This is a genomic window from Luteitalea sp., from assembly GCF_044337415.1.
Taxonomy (GTDB): Bacteria; Acidobacteriota; Vicinamibacteria; order Vicinamibacterales; family Vicinamibacteraceae; genus Luteitalea.
Window position 1 is genome coordinate 1 of the sequence record NZ_JBIINP010000044.1, and the last position, 18,862, is coordinate 18,862.

Annotated in this window: 15 protein-coding genes; 6 read left to right on the forward strand and 9 right to left on the reverse strand. The window is 71.9% G+C overall.

Annotated elements, in window-relative coordinates:
• Positions 1 to 662, forward strand: a 662-nt coding sequence (locus tag ACIRDX_RS09445) for a hypothetical protein (RefSeq protein ID WP_396625167.1), incomplete at its 5' end; no start/stop codon positions are given.
• Positions 663 to 704: 42 nt separating this feature from the next.
• Here the strand turns inward: ACIRDX_RS09445 and ACIRDX_RS09450 are convergent.
• The 3 genes from ACIRDX_RS09450 to ACIRDX_RS09460 form a co-directional block, all read right to left on the reverse strand.
• A complete protein-coding gene (locus tag ACIRDX_RS09450; protein ID WP_396625168.1) occupies positions 705 to 2,078 on the reverse strand; it encodes an APC family permease in 1,374 nt (457 codons plus the stop codon).
• Between the two features lie 161 nt (positions 2,079 to 2,239).
• Positions 2,240 to 3,583 (reverse strand): TldD/PmbA family protein, encoded by a 1,344-nt coding sequence (locus tag ACIRDX_RS09455; protein WP_396625169.1) that lies wholly within the window; start codon positions 3,581 to 3,583, stop codon positions 2,240 to 2,242.
• Positions 3,584 to 3,585: 2 nt separating this feature from the next.
• A complete protein-coding gene (locus tag ACIRDX_RS09460) occupies positions 3,586 to 5,127 on the reverse strand; it encodes a TldD/PmbA family protein (RefSeq protein WP_396625188.1) in 1,542 nt (513 codons plus the stop codon).
• Positions 5,128 to 5,397: 270 nt separating this feature from the next.
• Between ACIRDX_RS09460 and ACIRDX_RS09465 the strand changes: the two genes are divergently transcribed.
• Positions 5,398 to 5,619 (forward strand): (4Fe-4S)-binding protein, encoded by a 222-nt coding sequence (locus ACIRDX_RS09465; RefSeq protein WP_396625170.1) that lies wholly within the window; start codon positions 5,398 to 5,400, stop codon positions 5,617 to 5,619.
• 39 nt (positions 5,620 to 5,658) lie between these two features.
• Here ACIRDX_RS09465 and ACIRDX_RS09470 read toward each other — a convergent pair whose 3' ends face one another.
• Together ACIRDX_RS09470 and ACIRDX_RS09475 are read right to left on the reverse strand one after the other, a co-directional pair.
• Positions 5,659 to 8,046 (reverse strand): heavy metal translocating P-type ATPase, encoded by a 2,388-nt coding sequence (locus tag ACIRDX_RS09470; protein ID WP_396625171.1) that lies wholly within the window; start codon positions 8,044 to 8,046, stop codon positions 5,659 to 5,661.
• Between the two features lie 29 nt (positions 8,047 to 8,075).
• Positions 8,076 to 8,291 (reverse strand): heavy-metal-associated domain-containing protein, encoded by a 216-nt coding sequence (locus ACIRDX_RS09475; protein WP_396625172.1) that lies wholly within the window; start codon positions 8,289 to 8,291, stop codon positions 8,076 to 8,078.
• Between the two features lie 173 nt (positions 8,292 to 8,464).
• On the opposite strand from ACIRDX_RS09475, the gene ACIRDX_RS09480 reads away from it, so the two are divergent.
• Positions 8,465 to 9,400: a phosphotransferase family protein gene (locus ACIRDX_RS09480; protein WP_396625173.1), complete on the forward strand. Its 936-nt coding sequence runs from the start codon at positions 8,465 to 8,467 to the stop codon at positions 9,398 to 9,400.
• Complete coding sequence (locus ACIRDX_RS09485; protein ID WP_396625174.1) at positions 9,397 to 10,368, forward strand: nucleoside hydrolase; 972 nt, start codon at positions 9,397 to 9,399, stop codon at positions 10,366 to 10,368. The genes ACIRDX_RS09480 and ACIRDX_RS09485 overlap by 4 nt, the downstream gene beginning before the upstream one ends.
• A gap of 120 nt (positions 10,369 to 10,488) precedes the next feature.
• Here the strand turns inward: ACIRDX_RS09485 and ACIRDX_RS09490 are convergent, their stop codons facing one another.
• On the reverse strand, positions 10,489 to 11,787 hold the full coding sequence (locus ACIRDX_RS09490) for a S41 family peptidase (protein WP_396625175.1): 1,299 nt from the start codon (positions 11,785 to 11,787) through the stop codon (positions 10,489 to 10,491).
• A gap of 82 nt (positions 11,788 to 11,869) precedes the next feature.
• Between ACIRDX_RS09490 and crcB the strand changes: the two genes are divergently transcribed.
• The gene (gene crcB, locus ACIRDX_RS09495; RefSeq protein WP_396625176.1) at positions 11,870 to 12,244 is read left to right on the forward strand and encodes a fluoride efflux transporter CrcB; all 375 of its coding nucleotides are present in this window, start codon (positions 11,870 to 11,872) and stop codon (positions 12,242 to 12,244) included.
• A 72-nt stretch (positions 12,245 to 12,316) separates the two neighbouring features.
• Here crcB and ACIRDX_RS09500 read toward each other — a convergent pair whose 3' ends face one another.
• The 3 genes from ACIRDX_RS09500 to ACIRDX_RS09510 form a co-directional block, all read right to left on the reverse strand.
• A complete protein-coding gene (locus ACIRDX_RS09500; protein WP_396625177.1) occupies positions 12,317 to 13,555 on the reverse strand; it encodes a GtrA family protein in 1,239 nt (412 codons plus the stop codon).
• A complete protein-coding gene (locus tag ACIRDX_RS09505; RefSeq protein ID WP_396625178.1) occupies positions 13,552 to 14,253 on the reverse strand; it encodes a CDP-alcohol phosphatidyltransferase family protein in 702 nt (233 codons plus the stop codon). The genes ACIRDX_RS09500 and ACIRDX_RS09505 overlap by 4 nt, the downstream gene beginning before the upstream one ends.
• Positions 14,254 to 14,372: 119 nt before the next feature.
• Positions 14,373 to 16,172: a collagen binding domain-containing protein gene (locus ACIRDX_RS09510; RefSeq protein WP_396625179.1), complete on the reverse strand. Its 1,800-nt coding sequence runs from the start codon at positions 16,170 to 16,172 to the stop codon at positions 14,373 to 14,375.
• Positions 16,173 to 16,306: 134 nt separating this feature from the next.
• Between ACIRDX_RS09510 and ACIRDX_RS09515 the strand changes: the two genes are divergently transcribed.
• Complete coding sequence (locus tag ACIRDX_RS09515; RefSeq protein ID WP_396625180.1) at positions 16,307 to 18,856, forward strand: CHAT domain-containing protein; 2,550 nt, start codon at positions 16,307 to 16,309, stop codon at positions 18,854 to 18,856.
• Positions 18,857 to 18,862: the final 6 nt, after the last annotated feature.

The following is an 18,862-nucleotide window of genomic DNA, read 5'->3' on the forward strand; positions in this document are numbered from 1 at the left end:
TGACCGCCATGAGCGCCGCGTCGCAGCCACCCTCCCCGTCGGCGCAGCCCCCGAACCCGCCGAGTCAGCCGCCCGTACTCGAGGCGCGGCCCGACAGCATCGTCAATCGCGTGTGGGTGGTCGTGGCGTCGCCCAGCGTGGCTGCGGGGACGCTCTACGCGTTTCTCGGCGACGGCAGCCTCGTGGTGGCCTCGACGACAGGAACACCCTCGGTCGGCCGTTGGACGCTGGAGCGCGGCCGGCTGACGCTCGTCGAGGACGGACGGGAGTACCCCGTGGAGATGCTCGAGCTCACCGCCACGCGGTTCCGCATCCGGGTGCGTAACCCCGGCACCCCGACAGAGATCACGCTCGCGCCCGCGCCGAGCGGGACGGCGCGGCCCGGCGACCCCGGCCCGGGCTCGATCACGCCGATGCCCACCACGTACCGGTGCGGCGACACGACCTTCAAGGTCGCCTTCGAGTCGGGCATGGCGTACGTCACGATGCCCGACGGCACCATGGAGCGCCTGCCGTTCCTGGGCCCGGACGACAGCGACGGGCCCATCCGGGGCTACACCAACCGCCGGCTGACCTTCGTGGTGGATCGCAGTGGTCCGACGCCGCAGGTGCGCTTCGCACGCGGCCGCATGGCGCCGGTCCCCTGCGAACCGGTCCCCTAGCAATTCGGAATTCAGAATTCACAATGCAGGCGGGGCGCAGCGTCATCGTGCAGCAGCTTGTCGCCAGCGGTAGAACGGCACGCCGAGGGCGACGAGGCCGACGCCGAGCAGCGACTGCACGGGTCGTTCGTACGCGGTGTTGAGCACGAGGGCGGTCATCACGAGCACGAACACCGCCGGCACCCACGGGTACCCGACGACGCGATACGGTCGCGTGGTGCCGGGCTGCAGGGTGCGGAGGCGAAACAGCGCCAGGCCGGTGATGGCGTGGAAGATGAGGCTCGCGAACACCGAGTACTCGAACAGTTGCTCGTAGCTGCCCGACAGCACCAGCACCAGCGACCAGGCGCCGAGCGCGGCAATCGAGGTGGTGGGCGTCTGGTAACGCGGGTGGATGCGCGCCAGCCATCGGAACGCGGGAGCATCTTCGGCCATCGGCAGCCCCACACGTGATGCGGCGATGATCGCCGACGAGAGGCACCCGAACACCGACACCAGCACGGCCGCCGCCAGCAGTCCGCCCGCAGCCGGCCCGAGGAGCGCCGAGGTGGCCTCCTCGCCGATGCGCGGCGAGGCGCCGAGCGCGGCCATCGGCATGGCCCGGAAGTACACGACGTTGACGAGCACGTAGACCACGCCCATCAGGGCGGTGCCGCCCACCATGCCGAGCGGCAGGTTGCGCTCGGGCCGCTCGATCTCGCCCGCGCACAACGTCGCCTGATACCAGCCGTCGAAGTTGCCGAGCACCGCGGCGATGGCCAGGCCCATGCCGGCGAGCAGGTGCTCGGCCGGCCATGGCGCGGTCCACGCCGTGGCCACCTTCGGGGTCGCCAGCAGCCCGAAGACGACCAGGCCTGCCACCGACAGCAGCTTGATCGCGGTGAGCGTGCTCTGCACCCGTGCCCCCCGCTTCGCGCCGAAGTGGTTGACGAGAGAGAGCAGCGCGATCGCCGAGACGCCGGCCAGCTGGACGGTGTTCGGCTGCCAGGTCCACGGTCCCAGTGGGATCGAGGCGAGCACGTGCGTCGACGAGAAGTACGGGAAGAACGCGCCGAGGTACTCGCCGAAGGCCACGCCGAGGTAGGCATTGGCGCCCGCCTGGATCGCCAGCATGGAGGTCCAGCCGAAGAGGAAGCCCCACAGCGGCCCGAACGCCTGCCGGATGTACTGGTACTGGCCCCCGGCGTGCGGAAACATCGCGCCGAGTTCCGCGTACGTCAGTGCGCCGGCGATGGCGATCAGCGCCCCCACGACCCACACCAGCAGCGCCAGCGTCGGATGCGGCACCTCGCGAGGCACGAAGGCCGCCGCCACGAAGATCGCCGACCCCAGGATCGTGCCGGCGGTGATCGTGATGACGTCCCAGAGCCCGAGGGTCCTGGCGAGACCGCGGGTGGGCGAGCGAGGCGTCGTCACGTCGGGCATCCGCGCACCTTACTTCATCCGAGGCGCGAGTCACGCCTCGTGGCCTCCACCTTTTTGCGGGTGGCCCGCGCCGTCGACGATGACGTGCGGACGGCGATGGCGAGGGCGGCCTGGTCGACCGCGCCTCGCTGACGCACGCGCCCGTCGGGCGGCTACACCGCCTCGGACGCGCTGGTGAAGCGGAACTCGCGGATGCGCGCGGCCGGGCACACGAGCGCGAGTCCGCCGCCGCCGATCCCCTCGCCGCTCACGGCACGATCGGCCGGCGTCATCGCCTCGATGTTGTTGAGGGCGACGATGGGGCTCTCGTTCCAGCGCATGTTCCGCACGGGGCGCGTCACCTTGCCCTTCTCGATCAGGAACAGGCCGTCTCGCGTGAGACCGGTGAGGAGCAGCGACTGCGGATCGAGCGGCCGGACGTACCAGAAGCGCGTCACGAGCAGCCCGCGGTCGGTGCCGGCGATCAGGTCGGCCATGCTCGACGTGCCGCCGTCCATGATCACGTTCGCGGGCCCCGCCGTCGGCGTCTTGCCCATCTTCTGCGCCCAGAAGCGCGAGTACGACAGGTCCTTGAGCACGCCCTTGTCGACCCACGACTGCTTCGCGATCGGCAGGCCCTCGTTGTCGAAGCAGATCGACGGCGCGAGCGGGTGCGCCGGGTCGGAGTAGATGCGGACGCTGTCGCCGAGGATCTGCTCGCCGACGCGGTTGCCACCGCCCTTCTTCGAGAAGAAGCTGCGCCCCTCGTCGGCCTGGCGTGCATCGGCGGTGAACAGCATGAAGGCGAGCAGATCGGCCACGGCCGCCGGCTCGAGCACCACGGTGTACGTGCCCGGCTCGATGCCCATCGGGTTGCTGGCCGTCGCCGCCTTGCCGATCGCCGCGTCGGCCAGCCCGCCGGGGTCGAGCAGGCGCAGTTCGTTGAACGACTTCGAGGCCCATCCCGACCCGGATCCGTCGGTCGTGCGCGACGTGAGGTTGTAGTCGGCCGCCGTGTACCGGTCGTAGGCGAACAGGCCGTTGGAGCTCGCCACGGCCTGCATTGCCATCTGCGTCTCGACGAACCCCGCAGACACGACGCCCTTCTTCTTGCTCAGTTCGATCGCCGTCGCCACCGACGACGCCCGCCACTCGGGCGTGGCCCCGGCCACGTCGTCGAAGTACGCAGTGACGGGCGCGTACGATTGCGCCCCGAGGAACGGCATCGCCTCGGGGTTCTCCGGCGACACCCGCGCGATCTCCTCGGCGGCGCGGAGCGCGCGCTGCAGGCTCGCGTCGTCGAACTGCGCGGTGGTGACCGTGCCAGAGCGCTTGCCGAAGCGCGCGGTGATGGCGAGGCTCACGCCCGACGTCGCCCCGGCGGTGGTGGCCGTGTTGCGGGCAAAGCGGACGTTGGCCCTGTCGCTGCCGGTGACGGCGACGAACGTCTGCTCGGCCTTGCTGAACGACAGCACGCGATCGGTGAGGGCCTTGGCCTGTTCACGTGTCCAGATCATGATCAGCGCCCCGTGTTGAGAATGGTCACGCCCGCGAACCTGGCGATCGGGCATCCGTGACTGACCGAGTTGATCTGGATCGGCTGGCCCTTGCCGTCGGTGAAGGCGCCGCCAAGCTGGTACGTCGACCGACCACCGAGCAGGTCGCAGGCCTTCCAGAATTCGGGGGTGTTGGACTGGTACGCCAGGTCACGCAACTGCGTGGTGATCTTGCCCTTCTTCACCTCCCAGCACGTCTGGCCGCTGAACTGGAAGTTGTACCGCTGGTGGTCGATGCTGTAGCTCGCGTCGCCCTTCACGTACACGCCATCTTCGGTGGCAGCGATGATGTCGGCTTCACTCATCTCCTTCGCGCCAGGCTCGAGCGACACGTTGGGCATGCGCTGGAACGGGACGGAGCCCCAATTGTCGGCGTAGCTGCAGCCGTGCGAGGCCGTCTGGCCGATGAGCGCGGCCTGATCGCGGGTGGTCTGGTAGTCGACGAACGTGCCGTCCTTCACCAGGTGCCAGCGCGTCGTCTTCACCCCGTCGTCGTCGTAGCCGCAGGTGGCCATGCCGTGCTCCTGCGTCTTGTCGGCCACGAGGTTGACGGTCTTCGCGCCGAACTGGAAGGTGCCCAGCTTGTCGGTGGTGAGGAAGCTGGTGCCCGCGAGATTGGCCTCGTAGCCCAGTGCGCGATCGAGTTCGGTGGAGTGGCCGACCGACTCGTGGATCGTGAGCCACAGGTTGGACGGATGGAGGATGAGGGCCTTCGAGCCGGCCGGCGCAGGCTTGGCCTTGTGCGTCGCCACCGCCTCCTCGGCCGCCATGCGAGCCTCCTGCAGCAGGGGGTAGGACTCCACGTACTCGTAGCCCATGCCCATCGGCGACGTGAGCGCGCGCCGCGAGTAGAACTTGCCGCTGGCCTTGTCGACCGACGTGACGTTGAACGACGGATACGACCGGATGAGCGACTGCCGGATGTGCGAGCCCTCGGTCGAGGCGAAGTACTTCTGCTCGTTCACGAACTGCATCGACGCCGACACGAAGCTCGCGCCCTGCACTTTCAGCGCTTCCTCGTGCACTTGCAGCAGCAGGTCCAGCTTGGCCTGCAGCGGTACGTCGAACGGGTTCTTCTTCACCGGCGTGTCCCAGGTGGCCTCGTAGGCCTCGACCGGCGCCAGGCGCACCGCCTCGGCGTTGATGGCGCGGTTGGCGCGCGCGATGGCCACCGCCTGCGCCGCCACCCGCGCGATCTCGTCCTTGCTCACGAGGCTGCTGCTGGCAAAGCCCCACGTGCCATCGACGATCACGCGCACGCCGAAGCCGTAGTCCTCGGTGTCGACAATGTTGTCGACGCGGCGATCCCGCGTGAAGACGAACTGGTTCCGGTACCGGTTGATGCGGATGTCGGCGTAGGTGGCGCCCGACCTCCGTGCGGTGGACAGCGCCGCATCGGCGAGATCGCGGAGGCCCGCGGCATCCTGGGCCAGCAGCACGGGCGGCCGGACAGCCGAGGCCGCGCCGATGGCGATCACGGACTGGACGAATCGTCGACGGTCGATCATCTGGAACTCCTGGAACCCACGACAGCGGTGACGCGATGGGTCTCCGCATGCTAACCCGACCAGTCGCCCCTCGGCGCCAGGTGGGGCCGGACGGCCGGGGTGTGTGACCGACGGCCGGTGACCTGTGACTGACCCCAGCCTGGCAGGATGGGGCGCGACAGGGCCCGGGCCTCGTGCCCGCACTTGCGACACGCAGTCGACACACGCCGCGGCGTGTGTGAGGATCCGAGCCTGAGACCTGCGACACCGACCCGGAGGAACCTGCGCATGCCCAAGCCACTCCAGACGTACGAAGGCCAGGACATCACCGTCACCTTCGATCCCGCCATCTGCGTCCATTCGGCCGTGTGCGTCCGGAGCATGCCCGCCGTGTTCGACGTGAGGCGCGCAAAGTGGATCGACGTGACCGCCGACACGGCCGACGCGATCGCCGCGCAGGTCGCACGGTGCCCGTCGGGCGCGCTGCAGGTGACGCGCCGGGCCGGGTGAGGCCCGCTGCGGCGCCATCACCTCGGCGGTCGGCTGGCCTCAGCGCACTCGCGCCTGGCGCAGTCGCAGGCTGTTGGTGACGACGCTCACGGAGCTGAAGGCCATGGCCGCGCTCGCGATCACGGGGCTCAGCAGGAGTCCCGTCGCCGGGTACAGCGCCCCGGCCGCGATCGGGATCCCGATGACGTTGTAGACGAAGGCCCAGAAGAGGTTCTGCCGCATCGTCTGCAGCGTGCGGCGCGAGAGTGCGATCACCTGCGGCACCCCCGCGACGTCGCCACGCACGAGGGTCACGTCGCTCGCCGCCATCGCCACGTCCGTGCCCGTGCCCATCGCGATGCCGACGTCGGCCCGCGCGAGGGCCGGCCCGTCGTTGATGCCATCGCCGACCATCGCCACCACCTCGCCGGCAGCCTGGCGTCGGGCGATCTCGGCCACCTTGCCCTCGGGCAGCACGCCGGCGACGACCTCGGTGATCCCGGCCGCCGCGCCGATCGCCGCGGCCGTGGCCTGCGTGTCGCCGCTCAGCAACACGACGCGCACGCCGAGTTCACGCAGGCGGCGCACCACGTCGGTCGCGCCCGCCTTCAGGGGATCGGCCACGCCCAACGCACCCACGGCCTTGCCGTCGATGGCCACGAAGATCACCGAGGCGCCTTCCACGGCCCAGGCGTCTGCAGCGGAGGCCAGGTCGCCCAGTTCGAGGCCGAGTTCTCCCAACAGGCGCGCGCTGCCCGCGATCACCTCGCGGCCGCCGACGATGGCCTGCGCCCCCCGGCCCGCGTGCGCGCGGAACGCCGTCGCAGGGCGCGACGCGTCCGCCTGACGGGCGGCGGCATGCGCCACGACGGCACTCGCGAGCGGATGCTCGGACGCGCGCTCCACCGACGCGACGAGCCCGAGGGCATCCGCGCCGTCCACGCCGTCACGCCAGTGCGCATGCGCGACGACGGGTCGCCCTTCGGTGAGCGTGCCCGTCTTGTCGAACACGACGGTGGTCACCTCGCCCGTGCGCTGCAGGGCATCGCCGCCCTTCACGAGGATGCCCAGTTCCGCGCCCTTGCCCGTCGCCACCATCACGGCCGTCGGCACGGCCAGGCCCATCGCACACGGGCACGCGATGATCAGCACTGTGACCGCGGCGGCGAAGCCACGCACGATCCCGCCCTCGCCGCCGAACAGCACCCATCCGACGAGCGTGAGCAACGCGAGGCCCATCACGACGGGGACGAACACGGCACTGATGCGATCAGCGAGATCCTGGATGGGCGCACGCGTGGCCTGGGCGTCGCGCATCAGGCGCACGATCTGCGAGAGGACACTCGACGCGCCGAGCGTGGTCGCGCGGTACACGAGCCCGCCCGTCCCGTTGACCGTGCCGCCGATCACGGGGTCGCCTGCCTGCTTGTACACGGGGACCGACTCGCCGGTGAGCATCGACTCGTCGATGCTGCTCGTGCCGTCCTCGACGCGCCCATCGACGGGAAGGCGTTCGCCCGGCCGCACGCGGACGAGGTCTCCCGACGCCACCGCCTCGACGGCGACGTCCTGCTCGACGCCGTCGCGAATCACGCGCGCGGTGCGGGGTTGCAGGCCGACGAGGGCACGCAGCGCGCCAGAGGTGCGCCGCTTGGCGCGCGCCTCGAAGGCGCGGCCCGTCAGGATGAGCGCGATGATCAGAATCACCGCCTCGAAGTAGACGTCGGGCATGAGGCCGCGCCGCAGGAACACCCCAGGTGCGACCGTGGCCACCAGCGAGTACAGGAACGCCGCCCCGGTCCCCACGGCGACGAGCGTGTTCATGTCGGCGCCGCCGTGCCGCCCCGTGCGCCAGGCCCGCACATAGAAGTGGCGCCCCGCCCAGGCCATCACGGCGGCGGTCATCAGCAGCAAGGCCCAGGCGAGGACTCGCCGGTCGATCGCGTAGAGCCACGGCGCCACCGACTGCAGCGCCGGATGCAGCGTCGTCATCACCCAACGCATCAGCGGGTCGGTGATCTGCGCGCTGTCGTGGCCGTGGGTGCCGGCCACGGGGGCCATCAACGGCATCGACGCGGTCATGGCCAGCGCGCCGGCCACGCCGCTCGCCAACGCCTTCCGCCTCAGGTCCCGGTACTCGGCTTCATCAGCCGCGTCGCGGGCCTCCTGCTCGGCCACCAGATCGACGACCGGCGCCTCGAGGTGGGCCTCGTAGCCGGTCCGCTGGATGGCCGCGACGAGGGCCTCCGGTGCGACCTTCGAGGCATCGAAGCGGACCGACGCGCGGTGCGCGAGCAGGTTGACGCTCGCCTCGGCAACGCCGGGCACGCGCGACAGCGCGCGCTGGACGCGCGCCTGACAGGCGGCGCAGGTCATCCCCTCGACAGGAATCTGCACCTGCGACAGCACCTCGAGTGGCGAGGGCGTGGAGGAGGGCGTGGAGGTCATGGGGCAGCCGCGGCCCGCGCGGCGTGCGGTCAGGCCGGCTCGGCGCCGGCCAGCGTGAAGCCCGCCTCGTCGATCGCGGCCGCAAGCTGTTCAGCCGTCACGACGTGCTCGTCGGCCTCGATGAGGGCGCGGCCGACCGCCACGTCGCGCACCTGCACGCCCGGCAGGTCCTGCAGGGCCATCGTCACGGCCTTGACGCAGTGGCCGCAGGACATGCCGTCGATCTTCAGAGCCGTGGTCGCCATGCTTCCCTCGGGCGCGCGGCGCCGGACGACTTCTCCGGATGCGCACCGACACGGTCAGTATATCGCTGGCGTTCCTGCCATACTTGCCGTCCGGTGCTCGTCGCGACGGCTTCACTCGAAGAACTGACCACCTTCCTGCGCGTGCGGGGTGGATTCCCGCCACCGCTGCCGTGGTGGACCGTGTCCGCCTCGGCGGTGGACGCACCGCGACCACCGTCCGCATCACCACCACCGAAGGCACGACGCGCATCCTCCGGCAGCCCGGGGCCGCGACGTCGCCCGACAGCCGGCACACCGCGTCGCCGGCCGACCGCCTGGCCGTCGAGGGCGAGTTCTACCGGCTCGTGCAGCCGTGGTGGCCCGCCGTGGCCGATCGCATGCCGACCTGCATCGGCGTGGACCGCAGCGACCACGTGATTGCGCTCGAGGACCTCGGGCCGTCCGGCCCCCTGACGGGCCTGTATCACGGCGCGTCGCTGTCGGAGGCCGACGCCGACGAACTGGCCGCCTACCTCGTGGCGCTCCACGGCGTGCCCGGCAGCGAGGACGAGTTGGGCGCCCTGCGATCGGACGGCGTGCGGCTGGCACGCCACGCCGACCGGTTCGAGGAGCCCATCGCCGCGACGCGCGTCGAGGCGCTGGCCACCCGCCTGCCGCGACTGGTCCGGCTCGTCGATGCGCTCCGCACGGACGTGCACATCCGGGCCACGATGCGCGACCTCGGCGGGCGGTTCCTCGAGGGCACCGGCACGCTGCTGCATGGCGACTTCCGCCCGGCGCGCTGGATGCCGGCGCCCAGCGGCGTGCGTGTGCTCGCGCCCGGGCTGGCGACGGCCGGGCCGGCCGCCCTGGACGTCGGGTTCTTCCTCGCGCACCTGGTGTTGGCGGGGCAGCCGCATGAGCTCCTCAGCGGTGTGCTGCACCGGTACCGCCGCGGCGCGATGCTCGACATCGCCGAGGTCAGCGCCTGCGCCGGCCTCGAGATCATCAGGGGTCGCCTTGGCGCCGAACCCGTGCCTGGCGACCCCGCGCCGCACCGACTGGAGGCCGAACTGGAGTACGCGACACGACTGTTGCGTGGGGGCGCCACCGTGGAGACACCGCTGTGACCGTTCGACTGCCACTGGCGAGGGCGTCGGCCATCCTGGCGCTGTGCGCGCTGGCCGGGAGCCTGGCGTGTCGACGCGGACCGGCGCCACCGACCGACGGACGCATCGCCGCGTGGCTCGACATCAGCCCGGCGCTCGGCGATCCGGCGCGCGACCCGGGGGACGCGCTCGCGCTGCTGCAGGCCTACGGCTCCGGGCGCCTCGCCGTGCGCGGCGTGTCGGTCACGTTCGGCAACGTCCCGCTGGTGCGCGGTTACCCCGCTGCCGTGGAACTGCTGCCACGACTCGACGCCACGCTGCTGCGCCCATGGCGCGGCCCCTCGCGGCCGGAGGAGCGCCAGGCGCCCACCGAAGCCACCGAGTTGCTGGAGGCGGCCCTCGAGCGCGAGTCGATGACGGTGGTGGCCGTCGGCCCGCTGACCACGCTCGCCTCCGTGCTGCTGCGGGCGCCCGCGCTCGCCGGTCAGGTTGAACGCGTCATCCTGGTGGGCGGCCAGACACCCCCCACCGATCCTGCGATGCCCCTCGCGCCCGATCCGAACGTGCTCGCCGACGACGGCAGTCTCCGGGCGCTGCTCGAGACGACCGTGCCGATCACGCTCGTGCCCGCCGATGCGCGGACCGGTCTCGGCTTCGGCGCTGCCGACCTCGATGCGCTCGAGGCGGGACAGGGCCCGGTGCGGATGGTGACGTCTTCTGCGCGTGCGTGGCTGACGGCGGTGACCGCCAGGGCGGGCGGCACGACGTTCCCGGTCCCCTCGCTGCTGGCCATCGACGTGACGGCACACCCCGGTGAAGTCCGCTGCGAGGCGGCCGTCGCGAGGCTGGCGCGCGACGAGCAAGGTGTCGCCCGGCTATGGGTCTCGATCGGCACCGAGGGCCGCCCGGTCACGTGGTGTCACACGGCGGACCCGGGCGCGAAGGCGCGCATCCTCGCCGACATCGCGCGCGTGGGGCCGGTCAAGTAAACGGGTAGCGGGTACCGGGTAGCGGGTACCGGGTACGGAGTACGGGCGCGAGGCCGGGCTCGGAGAGCCGGCCCTACCAGCATTTGAGGTAGGGCGGCGTGTCCCACGCCGCCGCTGTGATCAGTGGGCGTTGATGAGAACGTCCAGGCCGGTCTTCTTGAGGCCCTGGTCCTGCCGCGTCGTCTCGCGACGGCTTTCCGGCGCGGCCAGCACGGGCGCCGAGCAACGGCCGGTGCGCATCACGGTGAGCGCTTCCTTCAGCGACGCCTCGGCCGGATCACCGAGCTGGTGATCGGGGTCGTCCGGCGCCTGGCAGTCCGCGGGAATCCCGCCGAAGTAGTCGCCCTCGCCGCGCGCGTTCTTCACCGAGAACGACACCGGGTAGAGCGCCTTGTCGCAGAACTCGACGATGTACTGGCCGACCGGCTTGCCGTAGGTGGCGGTGCCGACGGTGGTCACGGGAATGAACGGCCGCAGGGAGTTGATGATCGACTCGCTGGCCGACGCGGTGGCATCGGTGGTGATCACCACGAGCCGCTGCAGGTTGAGCGTGTTGGGCTTGCCCTCGAAGCGGCTGCTCTGGTTGCGGAACGAGTTGCGCGCGTTGTGCACGTACTCGACGAACACCTGGCCCTCGGTCCGCGCCCCGGCGATGAGGCCGCCGAGGTGCTGGGCGATCGACACGAGTCCGCCGCCGTTGTAGCGCAGGTCGAGCACCAGCTCGGTGGCGCCCACGTCGCGCAGCGCGTTGAAGGCCGCGTCGAGCGCGTCGCGCGACGGCGCGACGAAATTGCGGAACAGCATGTAGGCGACGCGCTTGCCGTCCACGTCGATCACCGACAGCTCCGACACGGTGGGAATGGTCACCAGCCGCTTGGTCATCTCGCTGTCGGCGACCGAGCCATCCGGCCGCTCGTAGCGGAACGTGATGCGATAGCCCTCGGTGGAGGGCCCGAGCGCCTGCCCGAGCTGGCCGGTGGCACCAAGGGCCGCGACGCTCTGCCCGTTGATCGACGTGATCCGATCGCCACGGCGCATGCCGGTCTCGGCGGCGGGACTCTCCGGGAACACCTGCAGGACGCGCAGGGCCTGCCCGTCGTACGAGTTGCCGAAGCCGAAGCCGATGAACTGACTGTCGGAGTAGAAGGCGTCGCTGGCGGCGCGCGAGGTGATGGAGCTGAAGTAGGAGTCGAGCGGCCGGTAGCGGACCGCTTCGAGCAACGCCTCGGGCGTCGCGAACGACGACGGATTCACCGTGGGCAGCTCGGTGTCCCACAGGTAAATCTCGCGCATCACGTCGTAGACGTAGCGGGTCTGGCTCGCGGTGGTGCAGTTGGCGAGGTTCTGCGCGACGGCGGCCGTGGCCGGCAGCAGGACGACGAGGACGGCCGCGGCGGCGGCACGAGCAAGGCGACGCATGCGGACTTCTCTCCCGCGGGCGCCCTGGGGAATGCAGGCGCCCGCCCATTCGAAGGTAGCACGGCCGCGTATGATGCCGCCCATGACCTCGCTCTGGCTCGTGGCCCTGGGCGGCGCGCTGGGCGCCGTGGCGCGTGCGGTGCTTTCGACGACGATTGCGGCGCGCTGGCCGGGGCCCCTGCCCATGGGTACCATCGTGGTGAACGTGTCGGGCTGCCTCGTCCTCGGCCTGCTCACCGGGTACGTCGCCTCGAGACCGCACCTGGCCCCCGCGCTCCGCACCTTCGGCGCCGTCGGCGTGCTGGGCGCCTTCACCACCTTCTCGACCTTCGAGAACGAAACGCTCGCGCTGCTCCAGGCCGGCCAGCTCCCGGCCGCCCTCACCAACGTCGCCCTCAGCCTCGCCGCCGGCCTCGCCGCGGTCTGGGCCGGCCAGGCGGTGGGCCGGGCGATGTAGCGCGGAGGTAGGGCGCGGTCTCCGACCGCGCCGCTGTCGATGGCGGCGAACGGCGCGGTGGGACACCGCGCCCTACCGATGCGTCCACGCCCGCACCGCCGTCGTCATCGACTCGCGCGCCACGCGCGTGATGATCGGGCGAGACACGAGGCCGAGACCGAAGGGCACCGGACGACTCAGGGTGATCGACTCACAGGTCACCACCACGCCCGCGGGCGTCGCGGTGAAACGCCACCACGACTGCATCCGCCACAGGAAGCCGCGGCTCTCGGCCAGCGGCACGCGTCGCTCCTTCGGCGTGCCCGCGTCGTGCAGTTCCTCGATGCGCGTGGACACGCTCGTGCTGTCGACGCGCGACGGACTCACCTGCCGGTGGCGCACGCGGTGCCACGTGTCGTACGTGGCGGTCACCAGCATCGACCGCGTGAGCCGCAGGTAGACGTCGTGCCCGTCCTCGGTCCAGTTGGACACCGAGAGTGCAAGCACGTCGCGCGGCGTCGGGTGCCGCTCGGGATGACGCAAGCGCTCGGCGATGGCCTCGATCGTGGCGCCGCGCACGAGCACGCTCCCCTGCCAGTGCTCCAGCGTCGCATCGTCGACCTCGACGCTCGGGAGGTTGCGACTTGCGACGTGGACCTCCCCCCGCTTCAGGGCAGACAGCACGGCCGCGCCACGCGGGTCGTCGTCGGTGGCCCAGGCGGGCACGCTGCGCGCGAGGTCGGCGTCGCGGGCCTTGACGACCGCGGCCGCGTACCGATCCCAGGACTGCAGTGCCGCGCGCGACGGGCCGTCGGCGCGAGCCGTTGCAGGCACGGCGAGCAACGCGAGCAGGAGCACACCGGTGACCCGATCGAGGGGGCGCGTTGTGGCGGGCTGAGCGTCGACCTGAAGGTCGACGCACACGAACTTCCGGTCCGTGCTCGCCAGCCTCGGGCCGGCACTTGCGAAGACGACGCGATCGGCAAGCCAGTAGTTGAGGCCTGCGCACACCGCGACGGCGACGACCTGGGCCGGAATCGGCCCGATCACACCAGCCAGCGCCGCGACGGCGCCCACGCCGAGAACGATCGATGTGCCGCCGGCGCCGAGGTGGGCGCGCGCGAACGACGCCGTCCACGGCACCGCGGCGGCGCGGTCCTTCCAGGCCCAGCGACGGTGCCACGCGTGGTTGTGGACGATGGCAGCCTCGATGCCGAGCAGCGTGGCCAGGAGCGGGTCCCAGCCCCTGCTGAGCAGCAGCGTGGCTACGGCCATCTGCACCACGAACCCGAGCCCGCCGACGGCGAGGAAGCGCGATACCCGGGTGTTCACCGGCGCACCTGCTCCTCTCGCGCGAGCTGGCGCGCGATGCGCACGGCAGACGTCACGAACGCCGCGCCGATGCCGACGATGGCCACCACGCCGCCAACGTCGAACAGTGGCACGCGACCCAGCAGGGGCACGGCCACCGTGGGGCGCCCGATCAGCGCGATGGCGCCCACGGCCAGGACGATTCGCAGCTCGGTCGGACCGAAGCCGAAGGAGGCGAGGCGGAACACGCGCATGACGTGCGTGGCGAGGAACACCTCGGCCATCGCGGCCACGTAGGCCACCAACAAGGCCAGCGCGATCACCGGCTGCATGCCCCCCGAGAGCGCAAGGCCGCTGAACAGCGCCACGGCGCCGACGATGTCCACCACGTGGTCCACGTAGTAACCGTAGCGCGGTCGCTGCTCGTCGCGCACGCGGGCGACCGTGCCGTCAAGGCTGTCGCCGAACCAGTTGAGCGCGAGCAGGATCGGCACGAGGTACAGGAGTCGAGGCTCGATCGACGAGGCGGCAAACGCCGCGCCGACGCCGAGCATCGACAGCATCCCCAGGGCGGTCAGGTGGTCGGGGCCGATGGCCCGCGGCAGCCGACGCGCGATCCAGATCAGCAGGCGCTTCTCGACCGAGGCGAGGGCGCTGTCGTTCTGGCGCGCGTGGTCGGCGGTCGGGGCAGCGGCGGTGACAGTGACGGTGACGGACATCATCCCTCCTGTCTCCGAATGTGCAGGCCGGGCGAAGAACGGCTCACAGCGGTAGGGCGCGGTCTCCGACCGCGCCGCAATCGGACAGCGGCGCGATGGGACATCGCGCCCTACCTGCCCTATCGCTCCACCAACGTGAGCGTGACCGGCGTGAGCTGACCTTCCTTCACCTCGACCGTGCGGGCCCGACCCGCCAGCGTCCGCAGGTGGTCGGGATCGCCCATCAGGCTCTGGTCGGCCTGTGCCGCGGGCACGGCGAGCACGAAATAGGTACCTGGCCGCAGGACCGGCACCTTGAACGCGCCGTCGAGTCCAGGGCGGACCACCTTTGCCTGGCCGCGCATCATGCCGATCTGTTCCCAGCGCTGCTCGTCTTCGGGGAACACGACCACCGCGTAGTCGTCGGCCTTGCCGCCGGTGGGCAGCGTGACCGAGCCGGTCAGCCCCGATGGCGACCCACTGACGACGATCTCCACGCCCGAGAGGGCGCGCGCAGCGCCGAAGTCGAAGCCGTCGAGCGCGGGCTGGCCGCCCACACGCACATCCTTGACCCACCAGCCCTCGGGCAGGTTGGTGACGATCAGGCTCGACGACCCACGAAGGCCCGATACGGTGAACGTCAGGTCCTGCGCCACACGACCACGAGCCATCGATCCCAGCCCCAACATGGGCTCCGTCGGCATCGCCGAGAGCCGCAGCGTGCGGCCCGCCAGGACGGAGGCGTCGCCACCCTCGACGATGACGCGGCCGCGCGCCGTCGAGCCGGGGCTGGTCGTGAGCGGCACCACGAGGTCCTCGCCCTCCACCGTAATCGCCTGCGACGCGCTCTCGGGCATCGGCCCGTCATCGTCAGGACCGTCCGGGCCGCCGCGCATCATCTGGTCGACGACGAGGGTGTAGGCGCCCGGCGGCACGCTGGCGATCTCGTACCGGCCGCCGGCCATCAGCGGGCCGCCCAGGCCCATGCCGCCGATGAATGCGGCGCCCTGCGCCTGCAACCGCACGAAGGCGCCCTCGAGGGGCTCACCCTTCGACGTCAGCACCTGCCCGCGGATCGTCGCCACCTTGGCCGCGACCAACTGGATGTCCATGGCGGCCTCGGCGCCGGCCTGCACCTGCACCTTCGTGGCCTCGGCGGGATTGGCGGTGCCTGGTCCGTAGGTGGGGATTGCGTCGGTGTCGCCGCCCTGGATCGGCTGGCTCGCCATGAAGAACGGGCGTCGATCGCCCGGTTCGGCCATCACGAGGTACTCGCCCGGGGCGAGACCGAAGATGCGGTACTGCCCGAGGTCGTCCGTGGTGTCGCCCTGCCCGGCCGGCACGTAGCGGAGCTGGCCGCCCAGCCGCTGCGCGCGCACCACGCGCACCTGCGCGCGCTCGGCGGGCTCCCCGCCCTCGTCGACCACCCGCCCGGCGATCACGCCGCCGCGCTGCAGGCGAAAGTCGAGCGGGCCGACGGCCGCACCGTCGGCCACGGCGACGACGCGGTCGGGCGTGGTCGGCGCCGACTGGCCGTAGCCCTGATCGACGTACCCGGCGCGATGCGCGGTCACGCGGTAGTCGCCGACAGGCACGGCAGTGATGGTGAACCGCCCGTCATCGTCGGTGCGCGTCGAGTAGGCGCGCGGCGGCCCCTGGAACCCGCCGCGCTGCCCTCGTTCGGGTGGCCGCGTGGGCCTGGCCGACACGGTGGCGCGGCGAAGCGGTTGCCCCGTGTCGGCGGCCGTGACGCGCCCGCTGATGCGAGCCGTGCCGACCGGCTCGGCGGTGGGCGCCGGCCGCGCGCTCGTGTCGCGCGGCGGCATCGGCGTGCCTGGCCGTGGCATCTGGATCCGGGGCGGCGACTGGCCGCCCTGTGCGGATGCAACGCCAGACACGAGGGCAAGGCCGAGGCACGCGAGCAGCAGCGTTCGGATCACGGACACCTCCGGAGTGGGGGCTACAGCCTACAGGCCACAGGCCGACCGAGGGTAGCCTGCAGCCTGTAGACGGTCGCCCGTTGCCGATGGCCTGACGCCGTGCCGAGGCCCGAGCGGCTATAGTCGATGAGGCGATGCGTCTCGTGCTGGTCATCCTCTGCTGGGCCGCGACCGCGCTGGGGGCTGCTGCGCAAGGCGGCGGTGACCCGCGCCTGGCCGAGCTGCGGGAACGGATCGCGCGCCGCTCCACGGCCGAGGCGGTGTCGCTGGCCGACCGCATCGCCGACGAGGCCCTGCAGGCGGGCTCGCCGGGCACCGCCGCGCTGGCCCTCCGCCTCGTGGGCAACTTCCACCTGATGGAGGAGCGACTGCCGCAGGCACGAGCGGCCCTGACGCGGGCCCGCGACGTGGCGCAGACGCACGGCCTCGTGGTTCCTGAGCAGGCCGCCATCCTCCTGCTTTCCCGCGCCGACGCCCTCGAGGGCCGGGCCGACGCGGTCACCCCGATGGTGCTGCAGGCCCTCGACGTGCTCGAGCGGCAGCAGGCCCCCCACGAGGAACTGATCTGGGCGTATTCGCAGGCGGCTACGGCCCTGCTGACGACGGGGGTTCATGGCGACGTGCTCGCCCGCGGCGTGGCGCGGCTGACGCCGACCGACAGGTTCGCGCCCGCCTGCAGCCTGTGGCAATCGTGGGGCGACCGCAACTTCAACACCGCGGACTACGGGGAAGCGCACGAGGCGCTGACGAAGGCGCTCGCGTGCTACGAAGCGCTCGGTGAGCGGGCCGACACCGGGCGCGTGCTCGTGAGCCTCGGGCGAGTCCAGCGCGCCCACGGCCAGCTCGACGCCGCGCTGGCCCTCTACCAGCGCGCCGCGCGCCTGCAGGAAGCCGCCGGGGACCTGCAGGCCCTGCTCCAGAGCCTGAACGCGCAGGCGGTCACCTACGACCGCCTCGGCCAGACCGCGCGCGCCGAGCACCTCTACCGCGCCGCGCTGGCTCGGGCCCAGCGGGCCGGCCTCGAGCGCTACGAGGTCTTCCTGCGCGGCAATCTGGCCGGCTCCCTGCTGCTGGCCGGCAGGTTCGAGCCGGCGCTCGCGGAACTGCGCGAGGTGCTGCGCCGCGAGAAGCAGCCGTATCTGCGCGCCGTGCGGCTCCGGCAATCCGCGCAGGCACTGCGGTTTCTTGGTCGGTACGACGAGGCGTTCGCCGCACTCGCCGAGTCGAAGGCGATCCTGCCCACTGCCGGCTTCGAGGACCGCGTCAACTGGCTGACCAACCACGCCGATCTGCTCGCGCGGACAGGCAGGCTCGATGAGGCCCAGCGCGATCTGGACGAGGCCGTGCGCCTGATCGAGGATGCCCGGTCACGCGCGCTTGCCAGCGACGCAGCGCGGCGGGGCTACGGCGAGACGACGCAGGGGGTCTTTGCCGTCGCCATCGACGTCGCCATGCGGCGCGGCGCCACCACGAACGCCCTCGAACTGGCCGAGCAGGCACGCGCTCGCGCGCTGCTCGACCTCATGCGCGACGGATCAGGCCAGGCGACGGCCGTGGTGCCGGATGCCGCGGCGATGCGCGCGCTGGCGGCGCAGCTCGCATCGACGCTGCTGGTCTACTGGGTGGGAGCCGACCACACGCTGGCCTGGGTGATCGGTCCGGACCGCATCACCGCGCATCGGCTCCCGGCGGGTGAAACCGAACTGCGGCGATGGGTGCAGGAGGCCGCGGGCTCGGGCAACGTGCCCGGAGCCATCAACGCCGCGCTGCTCGGCGGGCCCAGCCTGCGGTCGTGGCGCGCGCTCCATCGCGCCCTCATCGCGCCCCTCGCGGCAGACCTGCCGACGGATCCGGGGAGCCGGCTCACGGTCGTCCCGCACGGCCCCCTGCTGCACCTCCCCTTCGCCGGCCTGCTCGACACGAGGGGCCGCTACCTGATCGAGCGCCACACGCTGCACTACACGCCGTCGATCGCCGTCCTGGCGGCCACGGTGGCACGCGCCTCCGGTGAGGCCCCCGCAGCCGCCCTCGTGGTCGGCGAGCCCACGGCCCTGCCCCGGTTGCCAGGTGTCCAGTTGCCGCCGCGGCTGCCCTACGCGCGCGAGGAAGCCCGGCGCGTCGCGCGCCGGTTCGGCGACGACGCGCGCCTGGTCCTCGGGCGCGCCGCCACGGAACGCGCCGTGCGGGCGCAGGTCGGCGCGGCTGGCTGGGTACACGTGGCGACCCACGCGCGGGTGTCGGAGGAAGCCACGGCGCCGTCCTACCTGTTGCTCGCGCGAGGTACCGGAGAGGCGGCCGACGACGGGCGACTGACCGCGGACGAGGTGCGGTCGCTCTCGCTCGCGGGCGCGACCGTGGTGCTCAGTGCCTGCCGCACGGCACTCGGGCGCGTCACCGGCGAAGGGACGCTGGGGTTCACCCGTAGCTTCCTGGCCGCCGGGGCGCGGGCAATCGTCGCCACGACCTGGGAGATGCCCGACGACGCCGGGCTGCGCATGATGGACGCGTTCTATGCGGCCCGCGCGGGAGGCAGTTCGGTGACCGCGGCGCTGCGGACGGCGCAGTTGCGACAGCTGCGGGCACTGCGCGCCGGCACGCTCACGCGCAAGGTCGGCGGACAGGAGATCCGGCTGCCCGCGACGCCGCTGCTGTGGGCCGGCTACCTCGCCGTCGGCGTGCCCTGACGCGCG

Excerpts from the sequence above, each read along its gene's own strand:
- ACIRDX_RS09465 (WP_396625170.1), top strand. The coding sequence starts at position 5,398 with ATGCCCAAGCCACTCCAGACGTACGAAGGCCAGGACATCACCGTCACC.
- ACIRDX_RS09455 (WP_396625169.1), bottom strand. The coding sequence starts at position 3,583 with ATGATCTGGACACGTGAACAGGCCAAGGCCCTCACCGATCGCGTGCTG.
- ACIRDX_RS09505 (WP_396625178.1), bottom strand. The coding sequence starts at position 14,253 with ATGTCCGTCACCGTCACTGTCACCGCCGCTGCCCCGACCGCCGACCAC.
- ACIRDX_RS09475 (WP_396625172.1), bottom strand. The coding sequence starts at position 8,291 with ATGGCGACCACGGCTCTGAAGATCGACGGCATGTCCTGCGGCCACTGC.
- ACIRDX_RS09470 (WP_396625171.1), bottom strand. The coding sequence starts at position 8,046 with ATGACCTCCACGCCCTCCTCCACGCCCTCGCCACTCGAGGTGCTGTCG.
- crcB (WP_396625176.1), top strand. The coding sequence starts at position 11,870 with ATGACCTCGCTCTGGCTCGTGGCCCTGGGCGGCGCGCTGGGCGCCGTG.
- ACIRDX_RS09515 (WP_396625180.1), top strand. The coding sequence starts at position 16,307 with ATGCGTCTCGTGCTGGTCATCCTCTGCTGGGCCGCGACCGCGCTGGGG.
- ACIRDX_RS09490 (WP_396625175.1), bottom strand. The coding sequence starts at position 11,787 with ATGCGTCGCCTTGCTCGTGCCGCCGCCGCGGCCGTCCTCGTCGTCCTG.